This window comes from Roseateles cavernae, from assembly GCF_040187885.1.
Classification (GTDB): domain Bacteria; phylum Pseudomonadota; class Gammaproteobacteria; order Burkholderiales; family Burkholderiaceae_C; genus Roseateles_E; species Roseateles_E cavernae.
In genome coordinates this window covers 1,042,503-1,062,804 of record NZ_JBDPLH010000001.1, presented here as the reverse complement: position 1 = coordinate 1,062,804, position 20,302 = coordinate 1,042,503, and the positions used below count along the sequence as shown (strand labels likewise).

14 protein-coding genes are annotated in these 20,302 nt (G+C 70.1%); 5 read left to right on the top strand and 9 right to left on the bottom strand.

All coding sequences use genetic code 11. From position 1 onward, the window contains the following. Nucleotide 1 precedes the first annotated feature (1 nt). The 4 genes from ABGI63_RS05050 to ABGI63_RS05035 all read right to left on the bottom strand — a co-directional run bounded on the left by ABGI63_RS05050 (nucleotide 2) and on the right by ABGI63_RS05035 (nucleotide 5,176). On the bottom strand, nucleotides 2–2,956 hold the full coding sequence (locus ABGI63_RS05050; protein WP_349741348.1) for a TonB-dependent receptor: 2,955 nt from the start codon (nucleotides 2,954–2,956) through the stop codon (nucleotides 2–4). Between the two features lie 107 nt (nucleotides 2,957–3,063). Continuing rightward, nucleotides 3,064–4,029, bottom strand: a complete 966-nt coding sequence (locus tag ABGI63_RS05045; RefSeq protein WP_349741347.1) for a DUF4880 domain-containing protein — start codon at nucleotides 4,027–4,029, stop codon at nucleotides 3,064–3,066. Between the two features lie 61 nt (nucleotides 4,030–4,090). Then, entirely contained in the window at nucleotides 4,091–4,612 is a 522-nt protein-coding gene (locus ABGI63_RS05040) for a sigma-70 family RNA polymerase sigma factor (protein WP_349741346.1), read from the bottom strand. 57 nt (nucleotides 4,613–4,669) lie between these two features. Beyond that, the gene (locus ABGI63_RS05035; RefSeq protein WP_349741345.1) at nucleotides 4,670–5,176 is read right to left on the bottom strand and encodes a flavin reductase family protein; all 507 of its coding nucleotides are present in this window, start codon (nucleotides 5,174–5,176) and stop codon (nucleotides 4,670–4,672) included. A 74-nt stretch (nucleotides 5,177–5,250) separates the two neighbouring features. On the opposite strand from ABGI63_RS05035, the gene ABGI63_RS05030 reads away from it, so the two are divergent. After that, on the top strand, nucleotides 5,251–6,216 hold the full coding sequence (locus tag ABGI63_RS05030) for a M48 family metallopeptidase (protein ID WP_349741344.1): 966 nt from the start codon (nucleotides 5,251–5,253) through the stop codon (nucleotides 6,214–6,216). Between the two features lie 17 nt (nucleotides 6,217–6,233). Here the strand turns inward: ABGI63_RS05030 and ABGI63_RS05025 are convergent, their stop codons facing one another. From ABGI63_RS05025 to ABGI63_RS05015, 3 genes are all read right to left on the bottom strand, one after another. Beyond that, nucleotides 6,234–6,869: a Crp/Fnr family transcriptional regulator gene (locus ABGI63_RS05025; RefSeq protein ID WP_137942480.1), complete on the bottom strand. Its 636-nt coding sequence runs from the start codon at nucleotides 6,867–6,869 to the stop codon at nucleotides 6,234–6,236. Nucleotides 6,870–6,937: 68 nt separating this feature from the next. Further along, nucleotides 6,938–7,612 carry a helix-turn-helix transcriptional regulator gene (locus ABGI63_RS05020; protein WP_349741343.1) on the bottom strand — a complete coding sequence of 225 codons (675 nt, stop codon included), beginning with the start codon at nucleotides 7,610–7,612 and terminating at the stop codon, nucleotides 6,938–6,940. A gap of 106 nt (nucleotides 7,613–7,718) precedes the next feature. Further along, nucleotides 7,719–8,363, bottom strand: coding sequence for an MBL fold metallo-hydrolase (locus ABGI63_RS05015; protein ID WP_349741342.1), 645 nt, complete (start codon nucleotides 8,361–8,363; stop codon nucleotides 7,719–7,721). A gap of 125 nt (nucleotides 8,364–8,488) precedes the next feature. On the opposite strand from ABGI63_RS05015, the gene ABGI63_RS05010 reads away from it, so the two are divergent. The 3 genes from ABGI63_RS05010 (at nucleotide 8,489) to ABGI63_RS05000 (ending at nucleotide 13,301) form a co-directional block, all read left to right on the top strand. Further along, nucleotides 8,489–10,354, top strand: coding sequence for a patatin-like phospholipase family protein (locus tag ABGI63_RS05010; protein WP_349741341.1), 1,866 nt, complete (start codon nucleotides 8,489–8,491; stop codon nucleotides 10,352–10,354). Between the two features lie 14 nt (nucleotides 10,355–10,368). Continuing rightward, nucleotides 10,369–12,303 (top strand): GNAT family N-acetyltransferase, encoded by a 1,935-nt coding sequence (locus ABGI63_RS05005; protein ID WP_349741340.1) that lies wholly within the window; start codon nucleotides 10,369–10,371, stop codon nucleotides 12,301–12,303. 242 nt (nucleotides 12,304–12,545) lie between these two features. Continuing rightward, on the top strand, nucleotides 12,546–13,301 hold the full coding sequence (locus ABGI63_RS05000) for a PEP-CTERM sorting domain-containing protein (RefSeq protein ID WP_349741339.1): 756 nt from the start codon (nucleotides 12,546–12,548) through the stop codon (nucleotides 13,299–13,301). 8 nt (nucleotides 13,302–13,309) lie between these two features. On the opposite strand, the gene ABGI63_RS04995 is transcribed toward ABGI63_RS05000, so the two are convergent. Both ABGI63_RS04995 and ABGI63_RS04990 read right to left on the bottom strand, forming a co-directional pair. After that, the gene (locus ABGI63_RS04995) at nucleotides 13,310–16,126 is read right to left on the bottom strand and encodes a winged helix-turn-helix domain-containing protein (protein ID WP_349741338.1); all 2,817 of its coding nucleotides are present in this window, start codon (nucleotides 16,124–16,126) and stop codon (nucleotides 13,310–13,312) included. Between the two features lie 76 nt (nucleotides 16,127–16,202). Further along, on the bottom strand, nucleotides 16,203–19,526 hold the full coding sequence (locus tag ABGI63_RS04990; protein WP_349741337.1) for an ATP-binding protein: 3,324 nt from the start codon (nucleotides 19,524–19,526) through the stop codon (nucleotides 16,203–16,205). A gap of 248 nt (nucleotides 19,527–19,774) precedes the next feature. Between ABGI63_RS04990 and ABGI63_RS04985 the strand changes: the two genes are divergently transcribed. Beyond that, a complete protein-coding gene (locus tag ABGI63_RS04985) occupies nucleotides 19,775–20,212 on the top strand; it encodes a Cd(II)/Pb(II)-responsive transcriptional regulator (protein WP_349741336.1) in 438 nt (145 codons plus the stop codon). Nucleotides 20,213–20,302: the final 90 nt, after the last annotated feature.

Sequence of the window (20,302 nt, the reverse complement as noted above, 5' to 3'; positions counted from 1 at the left end):
TTCAGAATTTCAGGCTCAGGTCGACGCGCAGGCTGCGGCCCGGCGCCGGCATCGGCGACAGCGCCAGCGGGTCCAGGTAGTAGCGGTCGCCGAGGTTGTCGACCGCGACGTTGAGCTGGGTGTTCTTGCGCAGCCGGTAGCTGGCGAACAGGTCGACGATCAGGGTCGCGGGGTAGTACTGCTGCAGGGTGGTGTAGGCGTTGGTGTTCCAGGGCTGATCGAGCCGGTGCAGCGGCGCGCTATTGCGCACGATGCGGGTACCGAGGGTCAGGTCTTGCTGCAGCAGGCGCGCACCCAGCGTGGTGTTGAGGCTGAACTTGGGCGGGTTCTGGGTGTTGGCATAGCTGCCGCCGAAGCCGCCGTCGGCGCAGTCGGGCGCGTTCTTGACGCCGTACCTGGCATTGCGCAGCGCGGCGCCGGTGGCCGGGTCGCAGGTGCGGGCGCGGTCGTAATAGCTGGCCGAGACATCGGCGAAGAAGCTGCCGCGGTCGTAGGCGCTCTGCAGCTCCCAGCCGGCGGTCTCGAAGCGCGCCATATTGCTCATCGTGAAGCTGTAGCTGCTGGGGTCGTAGCTGCGGGTGATGTAGTCGCGGATGCGGTTGTCAAAGCGTGCCAGCTTCAGCGACAGCCGGTCCTGGGCGGCCCAGACGCCGCGCAGGCTGGCGCTGGCGCCCAGCTCCCAGCTGCGGTTGCGCTCGGGGCGCAGGTCGGGGTTGGGGGTGATGAAGTGGTTGCCCACCGTGGCCTCGAACACGCTGGGCATCTTGAAGCCCTCGGCATAGCGGGCGTAGATGAGGCTGTCCTCGCCCGGTCGGTAGCTGGCGCTGAAGCTGGGCGCGAACCTGCTGCCCTTGCGGCGCAGCGGCTCGTCATAGCGCCAGGCGCTGGCGATCTGGTCCATATAGGCGCCGTTGTTCGGCGCGAAGGCCTTCCAGCTGTCGAAGCCCAGATCGGCCAGGGTGCCCAGGCGGTGCGGGCTGGCGCGCAGCGAGGCCTCGGTGAACCGGCCCTGGGCGTCCGGGTACCAGGTCACGTATTCCAGCGCCTTGCCGTTCTTGTAGACATGGACGGCGCGGCGCGGCACCTTGATCTTCTCGGTCACGTGGGCACGGCGGTTCAGGTCGCGCACCTCGTACTGGATCAGCCGGCCGCCGGCCAGCAGGCTCAGCGCCTCGACGGGCTTCCACTCCAGCGAGCCGACGAGGCTGGCCTCCTTGCGCACCGCCGAGCGCACATAGCGGTTGTTGCGCAGATCGGCCTCGACCACCGGGGTGGCGCTGCCGGGGCCGGTCTTCTCATGGGTGTAGGACAGGCCGTACTTCGCCTCCAGCGACTGCTGCTCGCCGATGAAGACGATCGAGCTGTTGCCGACCTGGCCGCCCCAGCGCTGGCCGCGCACATTGGAGCGCAGCGCATGGGCATAGCTCGCGCCCTGCGGGTCGCCCATCTGGTTGCTGGGCAGGTCGCGCCCGACCGGGGCCGAACCCATCACCGCATTGAACATCGTGCTGTCGCTGCGGGTCAGCCAGAGCCGGCTCTTCAGGTCGATCAGCGACTGGCCGGCCGGCTGCCAGCGGTGCTGGGCGGTCAGCGCGCTCAGCTTCATGCGGCCGGGCTCGAACTGCTGCATGGTGTTCTCGGGGTCGGCGTACTTGACCCATTCGTTGGAGGCCGGCGTGCGCGAGATGGCCGAGGGCATGACCTCGCCGTACTCGGCCTTCAGATGGCGCAGGCCCAGCTCCAGCGCCTGGTCGGGGTTGGGGCGCCAGGTGCTCTTGAGCAGCAGGGAGTCGTTGACGCTGTGGGTGTTCAGCACCTCCTCGCCGGCCCGGTAGTACTCGGACACCGGATCGGGGTTCATGCCGGTGCCACCGCCACTGCGGGTGTTGCCTCGGTAGCGCTCGATGCCCTTGGTGCCGGCGAAGTAATTGCCCTGGGAGCGGTGCACATAGGCGGCCACCAGGTCCAGGCCCTCGCTGCGGCTGGCCCAGGCGGCCGAAGCGACATGGCTTTTCGGCGACAGCAGCTCGCCGCGCCCGCTGCGGTTGAGCACCTGGAAGCCGGTCTGCGGGCTCACGCTGTTGTCAGCCACGCCGCCGCGCAGCCGCCAGCCCTGGCTCTGCTCGGCATCCAGGATGTCGAGCGCACCCAGGGTCTGCATGCTGACCACGCCGCCGATCGCGCCGGCCCCGTCCAGGCTCAGGTTCGGGCCTTTCTCTATGGTCACGCTGCCGATCAGGTCGGGGTCCAGATAGCTGCGCTGCTGCTGGCCGGCATAGCCGCGATAGACCTCCAGCGACTGCTGGCTGCCGTCGATCACCACCGGCACCCGGCCCTGGCCCTGGATGCCGCGGATATTCACGTCCAGCGCGTGGCCGTTGCGGATGTCGCCCATCTGCACGCCGGCCTGGCCTTTCAGCATCTCGGCCGGCGAGGTGCCGCGAAAACGTTCCAGCGTTTCGCGCGTGATGTGGGCCGAGGAGCCGGCCTGGCGATAGGGTGCGGCCTGGGCCTCGGCGCTGGAGGCGTGCAGGGACAGGCCGGCGGCCTGGGCCGCCTGCTCGCCCTGCACGCGCAGGCTGCCCAGCTGCAGCGCGCCGGCGGGCGCCGGCTGCAGGGTCAGGATGCCCTTGGCGCCGGGCTGGGCCAGCAGGCCGGTGCCGGCCAGCAGCGCGGCCAGGCCTTCGCGCGGGCTGTAGTCGCCGCGCAGGCCGGGGCTCTGCCGCCCCTGGGTCAGGCCCGCATCGGCCGAGATCAGCAGGCCGGACTGGCTGGCAAAACGCGGCAGCAGCTCGGCCAGCGGGCCGGCCGCCAGCTCGTAGCGCTGGGTGGCTGTTGTCGACTGCTGGGCCTGGGCGGCAGCCCCCAGGCCCAGCGTGGCCAGCGCGGCCGATTGCAGCGCCAGCGACAGCAGGCTGGGGCGCAGCCGCGCTTGGACGAAAGAAAAGTGGGTCATCGGATCGGAGCTCATCAAAAGGAGTGCGTGGCTGCCTGGAATTGGGAGGCTTTCGAATCCCATGCCAGACGAGCGCTCCGAAAGGGAAGTCGCCACCGGAAAAAGTTTCAGGCGCTGACCACGCGGGTCCAGCCCGGCAGCACGGTGCGCGTGCGCAGACCCAGGCTGGCCACCGCCGCGGCCAGGCTGGCCTCGGTATCGCGCAGCGGGTAGGCACCGACCAGGCGCCGCGCCGCCAGCGCCTCGGCGCAGTCGAGCCGGCCGTGGCGATGCCGCGCGAGCTCGCGCAGGAATTCGTCCAGCCGCAGCTGCTCGGCCACCAGCAGGCCGCGCGTCCAGGCCTCGCGCAGCGCCCTCGCCGGCCGCAGCGGCGCGGCGGCCGACTGAGCGCTCAGGCGCAGGCTCTGGCCGGCCTCGATGCGGCGGGTCTGGCCGCGCCGGTGCCGCAGCTCGACCACGCCGCTGTACACGCTCAAGAGACCCTGCCGGCCGCCCTCTTCCAGCAGCATCGCCATCCGCGCGCCCAGCACGCCCAGCGGGCGCAGCTGGCCCAGCGGCGTGTCCAGCTGCAGCACCCGGGGCAGGGCCGGGCGGTCGCTGCGGCTGTCCAGCAGCAGCTCGCCGTGGCGCAGCTGCACGCGGCGTCGGCTGCCGTCCTCGCGCAGATCGGCGGCGCTGGCGCTGTTGAGCCAGAGCTCGGCGCCATCGGCCAGGGTCCAGTGGCCGCTCTGGCCGACCGCCGTGCGCAGATCGGCCAGCGGATGCTGGGCCTGGATCTGCCAGCCCAACGTGGCCACACCGCCCAGGCCCAGCAGCGCGGCGCCGCTGCGCTTGAGCAGACGGCGGCGCTGCAGCCCGGCGCGCGCCAGTGTTTCCTGGGCCAGCGGCAGGCCCTGCAAGGGGCTCAGGCTTCCCCAGACCGCTTCGACCTCGCGCCAGGCCGCCGCGTGCTGGGGCGAGGCCTGCCACCAGGCCTGCCAGCGCCGGCGCTCCGGCTCGCTCAGGGCCGGGTCCTGCAGGCGGGCGAACCAGTCGGCCGCCTGCGCCAGCACCCGGCTGTCGGGCCCGCTCATTGGGAAACCTCCGTGCTGCGCACTGCGGTGCAAGCCCCCTTCGGAGCGGCCGGGCGGGGGCTCACAATCCACCGCCCTGCTGGCGCAGCCGCAGGCAATGCAGCATCACCTGGGCCATATAGTTCTTGACCATGCGCTCGGACACGCCCAGCCGGGCGGCGATCTCGGCATAGCCCAGGCCCTCCAGCCGGGCCAGCAGAAAGGCGCGGCGCGGCCGCTCGGCCAGGCCCGCCAGCAGGCGCTGCACGGCCAACAGCAGCTCCAGGGTCTGGGCCTGCTGCTCGGGCGAGGGATGGCTGTCCGGCGCCAGCAGGGCCAGGGCCTCGAGATAGGCCCGCTCCAGGTCGCGGCGCTGGCAGTGGTTGACCAGCAGGCCATGGGCCACGGTGCTGAGAAAGGCGCGCGGCGCCTGCAGCTGGCTCAGCAGCGCGGGCTGGCGCAGCAGGCGCTCGAAGGTGTCCTGCGCCAGCTCGGCCGCCGTCTCCGGGCTGCCCAGCCGGCGGCGCAGCCAGCCCAGCAGCCAGCCATGGTGCTGGCGGTAGAGCTGGGCCAGGGGATCGAGGAGGGTGGACGGGGCGCTCATCGGCTGATTTGATAATGCGAACGATTCGCATTATCTCATCGATGGCGCCAAGCCTTGCTAGATCGGCAGCTCGGTGTAGTAGCGCCCGCCGTGGAAGATCAGCGGCTGGGCATTCGGCGCCCAGTGGCAGCTCTCGACCTCGCCGACGAAGATCACATGGTCGCCCTCCTGGTACTGGCTGCGGTTGGCGCATTCGAACACCGCCGCGACACCCTCCAGCACCGGGGCGCCACCGGCGCCCTCGCGCCAGGGAACGCCGGCAAAGCGGTCGATGTCGCGGGTCGCGAAGCGCTGGGCCAGGGCCTTCTGGTCGGCCGCCAGGATGTTGATCGCGTAATGCGAGCCGCGGCTGAACACCGGCATCGAGCCGGCCTTCATCGCCAGGCTCCACAGCACCAGCGGCGGCGCCAGCGACACCGAGTTGAAGGAGTTGGCGGTCAGCCCCACCAGGCTGCCGTCATCGGCGCGCGCGGTGACGATGGTGACGCCGGTGGCGAACATGCCCAAGGCCGAGCGGAATTGCTGGCTGTCGAAACCGGCGACGGAAGGGGGGGTGCTGGACATGGCGCGATTGTCCTTCAGCAGGCATCACCGGGCTCGGCGCTGGACAAATCGGAATCTGTCCCAAAATAGCCCCCATGGCTGAACACACCCACTTTCAGGTTCTTGAGAATCCTCATCTGCCCAGCGCGCCGCGCTATGGCTTCGGCCGCTGCGACTGCCGCGCCTGCGGGGACGCGGCGCCGGCCCTGCCGAAGCGCCGGCTGTTCACCGGCCTGCTGGCCGGCGGCGCCACGCTGGCCGGCCTGCCCGCCTGGGCCCAGGAGGGCGTCAATGTCGGCAAGCAGAGCAAGCTGACCAGCCTGGTGCCGGCCGAGCAGGTCGAGAACGCCGGCGCCCAGCAGTACCAGCAGATGATGGCCGAGGCCAAGCAAAAGGGCGTGCTGGCGCCGGCCAACCATCCGCAGCTGCTGCGCCTGCGCGCGATCGCCGAGCGCATCGTGCCGCAGTCCTATGGCTGGAACCCGCGCGCGCGGCAGTGGCGCTGGGAGGTCAATCTGCTCGGCAGCGAGCAGCTCAACGCCTTCTGCATGCCGGGCGGCAAGATCGCCTTCTATTACGGCATCCTCGAAAAGCTCAAGCTCGATGACGACGAGGTCGCGGCCATCATGGGCCATGAGATCGCCCACGCGCTGCGCGAGCATGCGCGCGAGCGCATGGCCAAGACCACGGCCACCCGGGTCGGCGCCGGCCTGCTGTCCAGCCTGCTGGGCCTGGGCAATGTCGGCGACACCTTGCTGAATATGGGCGGCCAGCTGCTGACCCTGAAATTCAGCCGCGAGGACGAGACCGAGGCCGATCTGGTGGGCCTGGAGCTCGGCGCGCGCGCCGGCTACCGGCCCGAGGCCGGCGTCAGCCTGTGGCAGAAGATGGGCAAGGCCAGCGAAGGCGCGCCGCCGCAATGGCTGTCCACCCACCCGGCCGGGCCGACCCGCATCCGCGATATCGAGGCCAATATTCCCAAGGTCGAGGGCCTGTATGCGCGGGCGGAGAAGCCGGCCAAGCAGTTCGAGGTGGCACCGCCGCTGCGCAAGCGCTCCTGAAGCGCGCGGCCGGCGCCTCACCAGCGCGCCGGCAGCGCCTTGCGCAGCTCGTAGCGCCCGGCCGAGCTGCGCACCAGGTAGCCGCCCAGCTCCAGGTCCTTCATCAGCTTGGAGACCATCTCGCGCGAGCAGCCCAGGCGCTGCGCCATCGCCTGGTGGGTCAGCCGCTCCTGGGGCCCGCTCTCCAGCAGGGCCTTGAGCCGGCCATAGACATCGTGCAGCGCCATCTGCTTGGCCGACAGCGTCGCGGCGCGGGCCAGGCGTATCACCTTGCTCAGCAGTTCCAGCGCGAACTCGGGATGCGCGGCGATATGGGCCAGGATGCTCTCGCGCGTCAGCAGCACGCAGCGGCTGGTCTCCTCGGTGATGACGCTGGCCGCGCGCGGCCCGCCGTCCAGGCTCATCTCGCCGACATAGTCGCCGACGCCGTAGACGCTGTAGGTGATCTCGCGGCCACGGGCATCGCAGCCATAGGCCCGCAATCGGCCCGACAGCACCAGGTAGAGGCTGTCGCCCTGCGTGCCTTCCTCGATCAGCACGGTGCCGCGACGGTAGCTGCGCACCACGCCGCGCGCGGCCAGTGCCGCCAGCGCGGGCGGCAGATCGGCCAGCGCGGGCTCGAAGATCTGCGCGAGAACGGTGCTGCTATCCATGCGGCGCGGCTTACGTGGCAACAAGCCACGCCTCCTGCGCCAGATGTTACGGGATGTAGGCCCGGGCGTCAGTTGTACAGCGCCGACATCAGCGGCGGCAGCACCGCCAGCTGGCGCAAGAGCTCGCGGATGCTGGGCGCACCGGATTTGGCCCGGATGCTCTGGATCTGGGTGCGCACGGTCGAGATCGCCACGCCCTGCGCCTGGGCCACGCTGCTGGGCTCGGCGCCATCGCTGAGCGCCTTCAGCACCTCGGTCTCGGCCGGGGTCAGGCCGTAACGCAGCGCGAACCACTGCGTCGCCAGTGCACCGCAGAGCTCGCGCCGCTCCAGCACCAGCAACACCGCCGCCTGCTCGACATCGCGGTTCAGCGGCACCACCACCACATTGGCCTGCTCGGCCCCCTCGCCCAGGCGCAGCAGGCAGCGCCGGCCCTCGCGCTCGGCATGGGCCAGCGCCTCGAACAGCGGTTTGACATCCTTGGCGCAGCGCGCCCGCAGCTGGCCGCCCAGCAGCTGCAGCGGATGTTGCGCATCCATCGCCAGGCGGGCCGCGCGGTTGCTGTGCAGCAGCTCGCCGCGCTGGTTCAGCAGCAGTACGCCGTAGTCCAGCTCCTCCAACACCAGGCCGAGCCAGTGGCTGCTCAGCGAGGCGGCGCGGCGGCGCTCGGGGACGGCCGTGCCGCGGGAAACGGTGGAAACGGCGGAAACGGCGGAAACGGTGGCCAAGTCGATTGCATTCATTGCTGAGCTCCCTGAAGCGCTACCGAGTGATGACAGCGTGATCAGAAGCTTAGGGCCAGGTCTTGTGCGGCGGCGGTGAATCTTGGCGCCCGCGTTTGTGAAGTATTCACCTGTCATCCCTAACATAAGGGTTGCTGCGGCGCTCGCGGCCGAAGCTGCTCTCCGGGCCGTGGCCGGGGATGAAGACGGTGTCATCGCCCATGGGCCAGAGCCGCCCCGTGATCGAGGCAATCAGCGTGGCGTGGTCGCCGCCGGGGAAATCGGTGCGACCGATGCTGCCGGCGAACAGCACATCGCCGACAAAGCAGCGCTTGGCCGCCGCCGAGTGAAACACCACATGGCCCGGCGTGTGGCCCGGGCAATGCCGCACCTGCAGGGTCTCCTGGCCGATGCTGACCGTGTCGCCATCGGCTAGCCAGCGCGTCGGCGTGAAGGACTCGGCCGGCGGGAAGCCGAACATCTGGCTCTGCTGCGGCAGGCCGTCAATCCAGAACTGGTCGCCCGGGTGCGGGCCGATGATGGGCAGGCCCTGGCTGCGCGCCAGCTCGCCGGTGCCGCCGGCATGGTCGATATGGGCATGGGTCAACCAGATCGCCTTCAGGGTCAGGTCATGCTCGCGCACCGCCGCCAGCAGGCGCGGCAGCTCGCCGCCGGGATCGATCACCGCCGCCTCACGGCTGGCATCGCACCAGACGAGGGAGCAGTTCTGCTGGAAGGCGGTCACGGGCAGGGTCAGGTATTGCAGGCTCATGGAAGGCGCGGGCTCGAACCGAAGTGCAAAGCCGCCATTCTGCAGAACTGCGGCGGCGAGGCCGCCAACCCTCGGTTACATTGCAACGCTGAGCCGCATCAACAATAGAAAAATCGTTAGGCACCATGAACAAGGCTTTTGTTCGCGCGCAGTACCTCGACGACCTGCTGATGCGCCATCTGCGCAGCTTTCTCGGCGACATCGAGCCGGATGCAATGGCCTTGCTGCTGCAGCATCTGCAATGGGTGGAACTGGCCGGCGGCCAGACCCTGATGAGCCAGGGCGAACCCGGCGACGCGATGTACCTGACCGTCAGCGGCCGGCTGCGCACCTATATCAGCGACGAAGACGGCCGCCAGCGCATGGTGCGCGAGATCACCCGCGGCCAGATGGTCGGCGAGATGAGCCTCTACACCGACGAGCCCCGCTCGGCCACCCTGGTGGCGATCCGCGACACCGTGCTGGTGCGCCTGGGCAAGGCCGAGTTCAGGCAGTTGCTGGCGCTCAGCGGCCAGGTCTCGATCGCGCTGACCCGGCAGATCATCAAGCGGCTGCAGACCGAGGGCGCGCGCTCCGCGATGGACCGGCCGGTGACCATCGGCCTGCTGCCGGTCAGCGCCGGGGTCGATCTCGGCGCGTTTGCGAGCGCGCTGGCCGAGCAGTTGCGCAGCATCGGCCGGGTGGCCGTGGTCGATGCCGATCTTCTGGACGCCGACCTGGGCCTGCCCGGTCTCACCCACCGCGAGCAGGGCGATGTCGAGGCCGACCGCAGCATCGCGGTGCGGCTCGACGAGATCGAGGCCGAGCACGACTTCGTGCTGCTGCTCGGCGACGCCACGCCGACCTCCTGGACCTATCGCTGCAGCCGCCATTGCGACGAGCTCTATCTGCTGGCCGACGCCGATGCGCCGCCGGTGATCCACCCGATCGAGGCGGAATGCCTGGTGCGGCGCCCGCCACGCACCGACGCGGCCGAGATCCTGGTGCTGCTGCACCCGGCCGAGCGGCGCTCGCCCAGCGGCACCGCCGCCTGGCTGGAGCGCCGGCCGCTGACCGATCATCTGCACATCCGCCCCGCGCTGACGCGCGATATGGCCCGGCTGGCGCGCCTGATCAGCCGCACCGCGGTGGGCCTGGTGCTGGCCGGCGGCGGCGCGCGCGGCATCGCCCACCTCGGCGTCTACCAGGCGCTGCAGGAGCGCGGCATCGAGATCGATGTGGTGGGCGGCACCAGCATCGGCTCGGTGATGGCCGGCTATGTGGCCACCGACCGCGGTTTCGAGACGGTGCTGGCCAACGCACGCAAGGTCTTCTCGGCCAAGCCCACCAGCGACTTCAACCTGATCCCCCTGCTCTCGCTGATCAAGGGCCGGCGCCTGAGCGGCCTGGTCGAGACCGCGCTGCGCGAGCTGACGGGCCAGGACCATGTCAGGGTCGAGGATGTCTGGAAGACGTACTTCTGCGTCGCCACCAACTACTCGAAGGCCAGCGAGCACATCGTGCGCCGCGGCCCGATGCGCAACGCCATCCTTGCCAGCATCGCCATCCCCGGCGCCTTGCCGCCGCTGATCATCGACGGCGATCTGATGTGCGACGGCGGCACTTTCAACAACTTCCCCGTCGACGTGATGCGCGGCATGCGCGGCGTCGGCCGCGTGATCGGCGTGGACCTGAGCTTCCGCAAGCCGCGCCGCCTCACCCATGAGGAGGTGCCGGGCACCTGGGCGCTGCTGCGCGACCGGCTGCGCCCGCGCGCCCAGCGCCGCTACCGCCTGCCCTCGCTGGCGGCCTTTCTGATGAACGTCACCGTGCTCTACAGCGTCTCGCGCCAGCGCCAGGCCCGCAAGCTGACCGATGTCTATATGAACCCGCCGCTGGACCGGGTCGGCATGCTGCAATGGAAACGCTTCGAGCACATCGTCGCGCAGGGCTATGCCCATGCCTGCGAGGTGCTCGATGGGACCGCCCCCGTGCCGGCCGGCAAGGCCTGACCCCAAGGATCGCCATGAACCAAGCACGCACCCTGCTGCAACGTCTGGTCGCCCGCTGGAGCGAGCGCCGCCCGGCCGGCGCCGACGCGCCCGCCGCGCTGGATCCACGCCTGCAGGCCTGCGCCGACAAGATCTGCAGCGCCGCCGAGGCGGTGGCCCATATTCGCGCTGGCGAGCACGTCTTCGTCGGCACCGCCTGCGCGACACCGCGCAGCCTGGTGGCGGCGCTGGAGGCGCACCGGCCGACGCCGGCCGATGTCGAGCTGCTGCACTTCCTGACCGACCATGCGCTCGCCCACGATGCGGCCGGCCAGCCGCAGACGCGCTTTCGGCACCGCAGCTTCTTCGTCGGCCAGGACATGCGCGCCGCGGTACGCCAGGGCCTGGCCGACTATGTGCCGATCTCGCTGGCCCGTGTGCCCCAGCTGATGGCGATCGGCCGCATCCCGGTCGATGTGGCGCTGATCCAGGTCTCGCTGCCCGACGAGTTCGGCTATGTCAGCCTGGGCCTGTCGGTCGATGTGATCCCGGCGGCCGTGGCGCGCGCCCGCCTGGTGATCGCCGAGCTCAATCCGCAGATGCCGCGCACGCTGGGCGACTCGATGCTGCACATCGGTGAGATCGACCATCTGGTGCCGGTCGACACGCCGGTGATCGAGTACCGGCATCCGGCCCAGCCGGGCGCCGTGGTCGAGAGCATCGCCCGCTACATCGGCAGCATCATCGATGACGGCTCGACCCTGCAGATCGGCCTGGGCCGCTTCAGCAACGAGGCCTTGAAGTACCTCAGCGATCGCCAGGACCTGGGCATCCACTCCGACGTCATCACCGACGCCATCATCCCGCTGCTGGAGCGCGGCATCCTGACCGGCAAGAAGAAGAGCCACCAGGTCGGCAAGATCGTCTGCAGCTTCGCGATGGGCTCTGAGCGCCTGTACGAGCTGATCGACCGCAACCCGCTGTTCAGCTTCCAGCCGATCGATGCGGTCTGCGACGCCTGGACCATCGCAAGGCAGCACAAGATGGTGTCGGTGACCCAGGCCTTCGCGGTGGACCTGACGGGCCAGGTCTGCGCCGACCAGTTCGGCGGTGATTTCTACGGCGGCCTGGCGGCCCAGGCCGAGTTCCTGCAGGGCGCCTCGCGCTCGGTCGGCGGCAAGGCCATCATCTGCCTGGCCTCGACCGACGAGGACGGCAAGACGTCCCGGATCCGCGGCATGCTGCAGGCCGGCGAGGGCGTCGCGATCGCGCGCAGCGATGTGCACTACGTGATCACCGAGTACGGCATCGCCTATCTGTTCGGCAAGAGCATCCGCGAGCGTGCCGTGGCGCTGATACAGATCGCCCATCCCGAGCACCGCGCGGCGCTGCTGGAGCAGGCCAAGGCCCTGGGCTATCTGCCGGCCGAGCAGCAGCTGCGCAATCTGCGCGCCTATGCGGTCGAGGAGGAGGCTCAGATCACGCTGAAGGACCGGCGCCAGGTCTTGCTGCGCCCGGCCGGTGCGGCCGACGGCGACGCGGTGCGCGCGCTGTTCCACCGCATGCCCGAGCGCGATGTCTACACCCGCTTCTTCCGCCGGATCCGCGGCCTGTCGATCGCCGATGTGCAGCGCCTGTGCAATGTGAACTGGGAGACCGAGGTGGCCCTGGTGGCCGTCACCGGCCCCCGCGAGGACCCGCAGGTCGTCGCCCATGCGCTCTATGTGCTGGACCCAAGCACCAATCTGGCCGAGACCGCCTTCATCGTCCACCCCGACTGGCAGGGCACGGGCCTGGGCGCCCAGCTGCAGCACCATCTGGCCGCCCATGCCCGGGCCGCCGGCGTGCTGGGCTTCGTCGCCGAAATCCTGCCGAGCAACGAGCACATGATCCGCCTGGCCAGGCAGGGCGCCAGCCAGGTCAAGGCCGAGCACATGGATGGCACGGTCAGGGTGACGGCGCTGTTCTGAGCGCGGTCGGCCGCGGGAAATCCCGATGTCGGATTTGTTGACATCGCAGTCACGCAAGACTTGACCCTCTGGCAGCAAAACCCCTGCCGCACCGGCCTCCGGCGCGTACTCGTGGGGTCAGGCATTGCTCTTGCGTGCACGTATCCCCACGCACAGCAGCCCGACATGCTGCCATTTCGGCACAGGCACCGGGCCAACCGGCATCCGGCCGCTTGCATCGCGTGCCACCAGGGGAAAGAAGCATGAGAACAAACAAGATCAGCAAGGGATTGGCACGCGCAGCCTTGGCATTGGGCCTGGGGCTGGGCGCGCTCGGCGCCGCACAAGCGGGCTACGTGACCGGCAATCTCGATCCCGCCTTCGGCGCCGTGCTGCCTGGCGTGTCCTACAGCGGCGCCTTCAGCTTCAATGTCGCCGACAGCTGTGCCGGCAATGCTGCGGGGCTGGTGCTGGTGAACGCGGTGGCGAGTTGCGGCGGCCCGGTGGCGGTGAACTTCGACTTCAATATCTACGAAACCGCCAACCCAGCCAATCTCGAGACCGTCAATCTGGCCTTGAGCAGCAACTTCCTGTGGGTGCTGGATGGCTTCGTCATCGGCCTGAACACCGTCGGTACCGGCTATTTCAACGACTTCGTCGGCGGCGCCGTCGCGCCGGGCAAGTATTTCGATCTGATGAGCATTGGCAACTACTACATGCCCACGATTGCCGTGGGCGAGAGCTGCGGTGCCCCCTGTGTCAATCTGCTGGGCTTTGCCGGCACCGAGGGCATTGAGATCACGGTCTTCCACAGCGACGACCTGGGCCAGAGCAAGCTCGGCGTCGATGCCAGCGGCCGCGATGTGGGCTACCGCATCACACGCGAGAACGGCGGGATCGTCCTGACGCGCACCGATGCCAATAACCAGGTACCCGAGCCGGCAACGCTGCTGCTCAGTGGCCTCGCCCTGGGTGCCGCAGCGTTGGCCTCGCGGCAGCGCCGCCGCAGCCGGCGCTGAGCCCTCGGCTATCGGCAGTTGGGAGCGGCCGTCAGCGCCTGCGCCTGGCGCAGGGCCTGCTCGGTACTCCAGGTTTGACCCTGCTGCCACAGCGCGTCGAAGGCCGGGCCTGCGTTGCCGCGCAGATCCTGCAGCAACGCCGTCCAGCGCTGCTGGACAACGGCCGAGCGTTTCAGCTGAGCATTGGCGCGCAGCTGTTCAGCCGCCGCCGCCAGCCGCAACGCCCCATCCCCGCATCCCAGCTGCCGGGCCAGCTCGACATGGTCCTCCAGGCAGGCCAGCAGATGCTCGCGCATCTCGAAGGCGGCAAAGGCGGCCAGGGCCTCACCCAGCTTGGCAGCGGCCGACCCGGTCTGTTCGCCCAGCAAATCCAGCCGGCCCTGCCAGCCCAGAGCATTGGCCTGGCCACGCAAGTCTGCGGCCGCCCGGCAGATCTGCAGCGCGCGCTCGAAATGCCGGCCCGCCACCTCCGTGCCACTGGCAGCCAGTGCCAGCTGGCCCAGCAAGGCCTCGACATCGGCTTCGGTCTCGGGGTGCGCCAGCTCGCGAGCCAGGGCCAAGGCCGCCTGCAAATGCCGACGCGCCTGCTCTTCCTCACCGCGAAAAGCCTCGATCTGGCCCAGCTGTAGCAAGGCGATGCCTTCGCCGATGCGGTGGCCGTTCGTGGCAAACAGTGCCAGCGCTTCCAGGCCCGCATCCAGCGCGCTCACCGCGTCCCCGGATCGCAGCCGCGATACCGCCATCGTGGACAAGGTTGCGGCAATGTCGACCGGGTTGCCGAGCTGACGGCGCAGTTCCAGACTGATGGCGAGCAGCCGCAGCGCCTCATCATGGTCGCTCTGCGCGTCGGCCAGGCAGGCCGCAACGTAGAGCGCATGCGAATGGAACAAGGCCGCGTCTCGCACCGCCGGCACCGCCAGCAGTACATGCAGTTGCGCCCTCGCCTCACCGACATGGCCGCGCAGTATCCAGAAGTTCTGCAAGGCGACAGCGATCTTCACCGCCACAAATACCGTGTCGTCGGATGCGTTCAGTGCGAACTGGAAAGCGGCACGCAGGTTGTCCAGTTCGTTGTCGCCGCAGCCAGCCCAGCGCCCCTGCTCCGGCCCCTGCATGCCGTTGCGGATCTGCTTGGCCACGCCGAAGAAGTGCTGGCAATGCGCGGCGCCAAGCAGCGCCTCCTCGCCGGCCTGCACCAGCTTCTCGCGCGCGTACTCGCGCAGAGTCTCCAGCAGCCGATAGCGCGCGCCGTCGGGCGCCGTGTCCATCAGCACCAGCGACTTCTCGACCAGCGAACCCAGCAGATCCAGCACGTCCAGGCTGTCCAGCGGCGCCTGCGCGCAGACCTGCTCGGCGGCGGCCAGGTCGAAGCCGCCGGCAAACACGCCCAGGCGGCGGAACAGCTGCTGCTCCGGCTCGCCCAGCAGCTCGTGCGACCAGTCGACCAGCGCGCGCAGCGTCTGCTGGCGCTGCTGCAGCACGCGGTCGCCGCCGGTCAGCAGCTTGTAGCGGTCGCCCAGGCGCTTGTTGATGTCGGCCACGCTCAGCAGGCGCACGCGCGCCGCCGCCAACTCCAGCGCCAGCGGGATGCCCTCCAGCCGCGTCACCAGCTCGGCGATCGCCGGCGCCTGATCGGGCGTCAGCTCGAAGCCGAACTTGTGGGCCTGGGCCCGCGCGACGAACAGGCGCACCGCCGTCGAGGCCGCCAGCTCCGCGATACCGGCAGCACGCCCCGGCAGCGGCAGGGGCTGGACCGGATAAGCCTGCTCGCCCGGCACATGCAGCGCCTCGCGGCTGGAGGCCAGCAGGCGCACATCGGGCGCGGTCTTCAGCAGCGCATGGGCCAGGCTGGCGCAGGCCGGCAGCAGGTGCTCGCAGTTGTCCATCACGATCAGCGCGCGGCGCGTCTTCAGGTGCGCGCTCAGCGTCTGCAGCAGCGGCCGGCCCGGCTCCTCGCGCACACCCAGCACCTGGGCCGCCTCGGCCAGCACCAGGGCGCCATCGCGCAGCGGCGCCAAGTCGAGGAACCAGACGCCATCGGGGAACTCGGCGCGCAGCTCGTCGGCGACCTGCAGCGACAGCCGCGTCTTGCCCAGACCGCCCATGCCCAGCAAGGTCAGCAAGCGGGTCTGCTGCAGGCGCTGCTTGATCTCGCCCAGCTCGCGCTCACGGCCGATGAAGGAGTTCAGCTGCTCCGGCAGGTTGTTCGGGATCTGCCGGATCGGCAGCCAGCGCTCACCGACCCGGGCAACGCGGTAGCTCTTGTCGCCATCGGGCAGCGCGGCAAACGGCGCCCCGTCCGCCACCGCGACCTCGAACAGCTCCAGCGGCTCGGCCACGCCCTTCATCAGCCAGTGGCCATGCGACTGCACGCGGCCGGCGACGATCTCGCCCAGCGCCTGCCGCGCCTCGGCGCTCAGCAGGGTCTGGCCGCCCTGGGCCAGCGCCATCACGCGCGCTGCGGTCGGCTTGGCCAGGCCCTCGACCTCCAGCGGCTTGGCACCGCGCGCCACATCGTCGTGAGCGTTCTCGCGCAGGATCACCGGCCCCACATGCAGGCCGGCACGCGCCTTCAGCGGGATGTGCAGGCCGGCCAGCGCCGCGTGATAGGCGCGGGCATAGGCCAGCGCCTGGCCGGCCTGCTCGAACAGCAGCAGCATGCCGTCGGTCTTGTCGATCTCACGGCCGCCATGCAGCGGCAGCAGATCGCGCGCCACGCGGTCGTGTGCGGCCCACAGCTGGGCCATGTCATGGTCACCCAGCAGGGTGGACAGGTGGGTGCTGTCCACCACATCGGTCAGCAGCAGGGCACGGATCTCGCTCATAGGCCGGGACGATGCCACAGAAAAGAGTCCGGCCTATGCCGGGCTTACTCTCGGCATCGTGGCGTGAACGGCCGTGTCAGGTCAGCTGCAGCTCGCGGCGCAGGGCCGTCGCTTGCAGGAACTGCGCACGTTCGATCGGATCCTCGAAGATCGCCGCCTGCGCGATCAGCCCGCGTCGGGCGGCAGCCAAGGTCACCGCGGCTCGCGGGTCCTGCTGCAGCGCCAGTACGCGGGCGCACCAGATGGCGGCGTCCGCCTCGTCGTCCTGCCAGCCGCCGCGGCCGGCCACAGTGGCCAGCACGGCCTCGACGCCGGCCCGTGCGCCGCTGTCGTCACCGGCCTTCTGCAAGGCGCAGGCGACGCCGGCTTCGCAGGCCAGCGCTTGCGCCGGCTCACCACTGGCCGCCAGGCCGGCCTGCGCCAGCCGGCCATGCTCGACGGCCTCGCGCCAGCGACCCAGCAGATAGCAAGCCTGAAAAGCGGCGTCATGGCCGGTGCATTGGATATAGCGGTCGCCGATTCCCTCTGCCATGCGGACGCCGTCGAGCGCATGGTCCAGCGCTTGTGGCGCCTGCCCCAGTTCGACCAGCACGCCGGCCAGATTGCAGCGCGCCTGCGCACCGATCTGCCGGTGATCAATGGCATCGCAGAGCTGCAGCAGCTGGCAAAGCTGCTCGCGGGACTGTTCCACCAGGCCGCACTGCTGAGCGGCGAAGGCCAGATTCAGCAAGGCGATGGCCTCGCCGTAGCGGCTGCCGATGCTCCGGTATTTGGCCAGCGCCTGCTCGCCACTGGCGAAAGCCTGCTGAAAAAGGCGTTCGGCCGCATAGCCGACGCTCAGATTGTTCAGCACGGACGCCTCGGTATAGCTGTCTTCGCAGGCACGCGCGAGGGTCAACGCGGCCTGCGCATGCAGGCGCGCCTCCTGATGGCGACCTTGGCGGCCCAGCGCCATGATCAAGGTGCTGTGCACCTTGGCCGCCTCGGCCGGAGCCCGCTCACCGGCCGCAGCCAGGCGGCTCAGGCCCAGGGCATGGGCCGGCTCGTAGTCGCCGTTCTGGCACAGGCGGTGCATGCGATGCTGCGCGGCAATCAGGCGCAGCACCGCGTCATCCTGCGCGTCCGCCTCGGCTTCCAGCGCCGCGACGGCCTGCTCATACTCGGCCTCATCGCCGCGGCGCGACCACGCATGGGTGCACACGCGCAGCATCGCGAAGCGCCGCTGCGGGTCAGCGCCGGCATCCAGCGCCAGCGCGCGGCAGGCATGAGCCAACGCCGCGCTGTCGGCATGGCGGGCCACCGCTTGCTGGGCCGCCCGGGCCCAGTGTTCGGCGGCACGGTCAGGGAGGCCGGCGCGCTCGAAATGCTCGGCGATCAGGCCGGCGAACTCCGCCCCGCGCCCCGCGCTGCGCGCCTCGAGCCACAGCGCGGCGCAGCGGTGTTGCTCGCGCCGGTCATGCTTGAGCACGGTGCCGTAGGTGACGTCATGCAGCAGATGGTGCCGGAAGGCAAACTCCATCGCATCGGCGAAGGCGCCACCGTCCTGAGGCAGCACCAGCCCGCGCTGGCTCAGCGCGCCCAGCGCTGCCGGTGCATGGCCGTCGAGCGCGGCCAGGGCCTCGTCCCAGAACACGGCGCCGATCACGCTGGCCTGCTGCAACGCGCGCCGCTGCGGCATCAGCAGCGCATCCAGCCGGGCCTGCAGCACGCCCACCAACGTGGTGGGCACCTGCAGGCGCTGCAGGCCTCCGGCGGCGAGCCGCCAAGGCGTGGCGGAGATGTCCAGCTCGCCCTGGTCCACCAGCATCTGCAGCAGCGCCTCCATATGGAAGGGGTTGCCGTCGGTGCGCTCGATCAGCAGCGTTTGCAGCTGCTGTGCGGCGGCGCCCGCCGGCTCACCCAGTTGGCGCAGCAGGGAGCGCGCCAGCGTCTGGCGGTCCGTCAGATCCAGCGGTGCCAGCGCCAGGCGGGTGCACGCCGGCCAGGTCTCAGCCCAGTCGGGCCGCCGCTCCAGCAGCTCGGGCCGTGCGGCGCACAGCAGCAGCAGCGGCAGCTCGCCACCGACGGCGCACAGCTGCTCGATGGCATCGAGCGAGCCCTCATCGGCCCAGTGCAGATCGTCCAGCATCAGCACCAGCACGGCAGGCGGCGGCAGCCGCGCGCAGGACAGGCGCAGGAACTCGATCCAGGCATGCAGGGCGCGCGCCCGCAGCTGCCGACCGTCCTGCAGGATGCCGGCGATGAAGGGGCTGGCCTGGTAGTCCAGCCCGATCAGCTGGCCCAGCAGCGCGGTCTGTTCATCGGCCCGCTCGCCGAACAGCGGCGCCAGGCCGTCAGCCAGCTTGGCCTGGGCCAGCGCCAAGGGGTCGCTGTCCTGCACATCGAAACAGCGGAACAGCAGATCCCGGATCACGCCGTAGGGCTGATGCAGCCCCTGCGGATGGGCGCTGGCGTGCAAGGGGCCGCCCTGGGTCGAAAGGCCCGCCTCGAACTCGGCCAGCAGGCGCGTCTTGCCCAGACCGGCATCGCCGATGACGGTGATTTGCCGCTGGGTCCGCCCGGTCTGCACGGCGGCCAGCGCGGCCCGCATCTCTGCCAGATCGGCGTCGCGCCCCACCAGGCCGGCGTTGACGGCATCCAGGCCATGCCGCAGCTGCTGCGCGCTGCGCGGGCGCTCGCGCTCGACCCGAAAGGTGAGCATCGGCGCGTCGACACCCTTGATGTGCAAGGCCTGGCCCTGCTGCACATCGAAGCGGTCCTGCACCAGCCGGTAGGTGTCCAGACTGATCAGCAGGCCCCCGGGCGGCGCGCACTGCTCCATGCGCGCGGCAATATTGACCGCGCTGCCGCGTATCGTGCCCTCGGCATCGACGCCTCCGCCCAGCAGCACCTGGCCGGAATGAATGCCGACCCGCACGTCAAAGCCGTGGTGGCCGTGCGCGTCCAGCACCTGCTGCGCCACGCCGCGGCCGGCGGTCAGCAGCGCCAGGCCGCAGCGCAGGGCACGCTCGGCATCGTCTTCCCGCACCTCGTCGGCGCCGAAGCCGGCCAGCAGGTTGTCGCCCGCGTACTGCAGGACCCGGCCGCCATGGGCCTGCACCACGGCGGTGAAGCGTGCCATCGCACCATCCATCACCGCATGGATCTCTTCCGGGTCGAGTCGCTGGCCCAGCGCGGTGGAGCCCACCACATCCAGGAACAGGATGCTGACCAGGCGCAGCGCCTGGCTCTGCGTCGGCTCGGAGCCGGCAGCCTGCAAGGCCTGTGCTTGAACCTGCAGGCCGGCCACCGCGACATCAACGACGGCATCGCCCAGCAAGGCGCGCTGCGACTCCAGCGTCGCGATGGCCGCCTGCAGCGCCTGCAGTGACTGGGGCGGCCCGGCCGCAGGGCCGCTCATGAGCCCAGAGCCTTGCGGCCCGGCCGGGTGTGTGGTGTGGCGGTTGCCGCGGTTCGATGTCGGTTGCACAGACTCATGCTCGGACCCTCGATGCAGCGGCCGAGTTTAGAGGCGGATGGCGCGACCCGGCACCCGTTGTTCCGCCAATCCTGTCCCCGTCTTTATCGACCCGGCCCCAAAAGGACTGGCCGGCAAGCCTGTAGCGGCTCCACAGTCACGCTATGCTGGCTGCGAAAGGACCAGCCGCCATGCGCATCGGAGCACTCAGCCAGGCCACCGGGGTCGATATCGAGACCATCCGCTTCTACGAGAAGAGCGGCCTGCTGCCCGGCCCGGCGCGCAGCGCCAACGGCTATCGCGACTATGCGCAGCCGCATCTGGAGCGCCTGGCCTTCATCCGCCACTGCCGGGCGCTGGACATGTCGCTGGCCGATGTGACCCTGCTGCTGGCCAGTGTGCACAGCCAGGACCCGGCCCAGCTCGCCAGCGTCGACGGCCTGGTCGAGGCGCAACTGGCCAAGGTGCGGGCGCGCCTGGCCAGCATGCAGGCGCTGGAGAAGCAGCTGGTGGCGCTGAAGGCGCGCTGCGACGCCGATCACGACGCCCATGGCTGCGGCATCCTGGAAGAGCTGGTGGCGGCCGCCCATGGCGAGGCCTGTGCCTGCCATGGCCCCGGGAAGACCTGACCCTTCCCTAGAACTAGGTTCTCGCAAACCCCTGCCCGACCCGAACACCCGTCCCCCAGAATGGGGATGAAGGTAACAGATTGTGCGGTC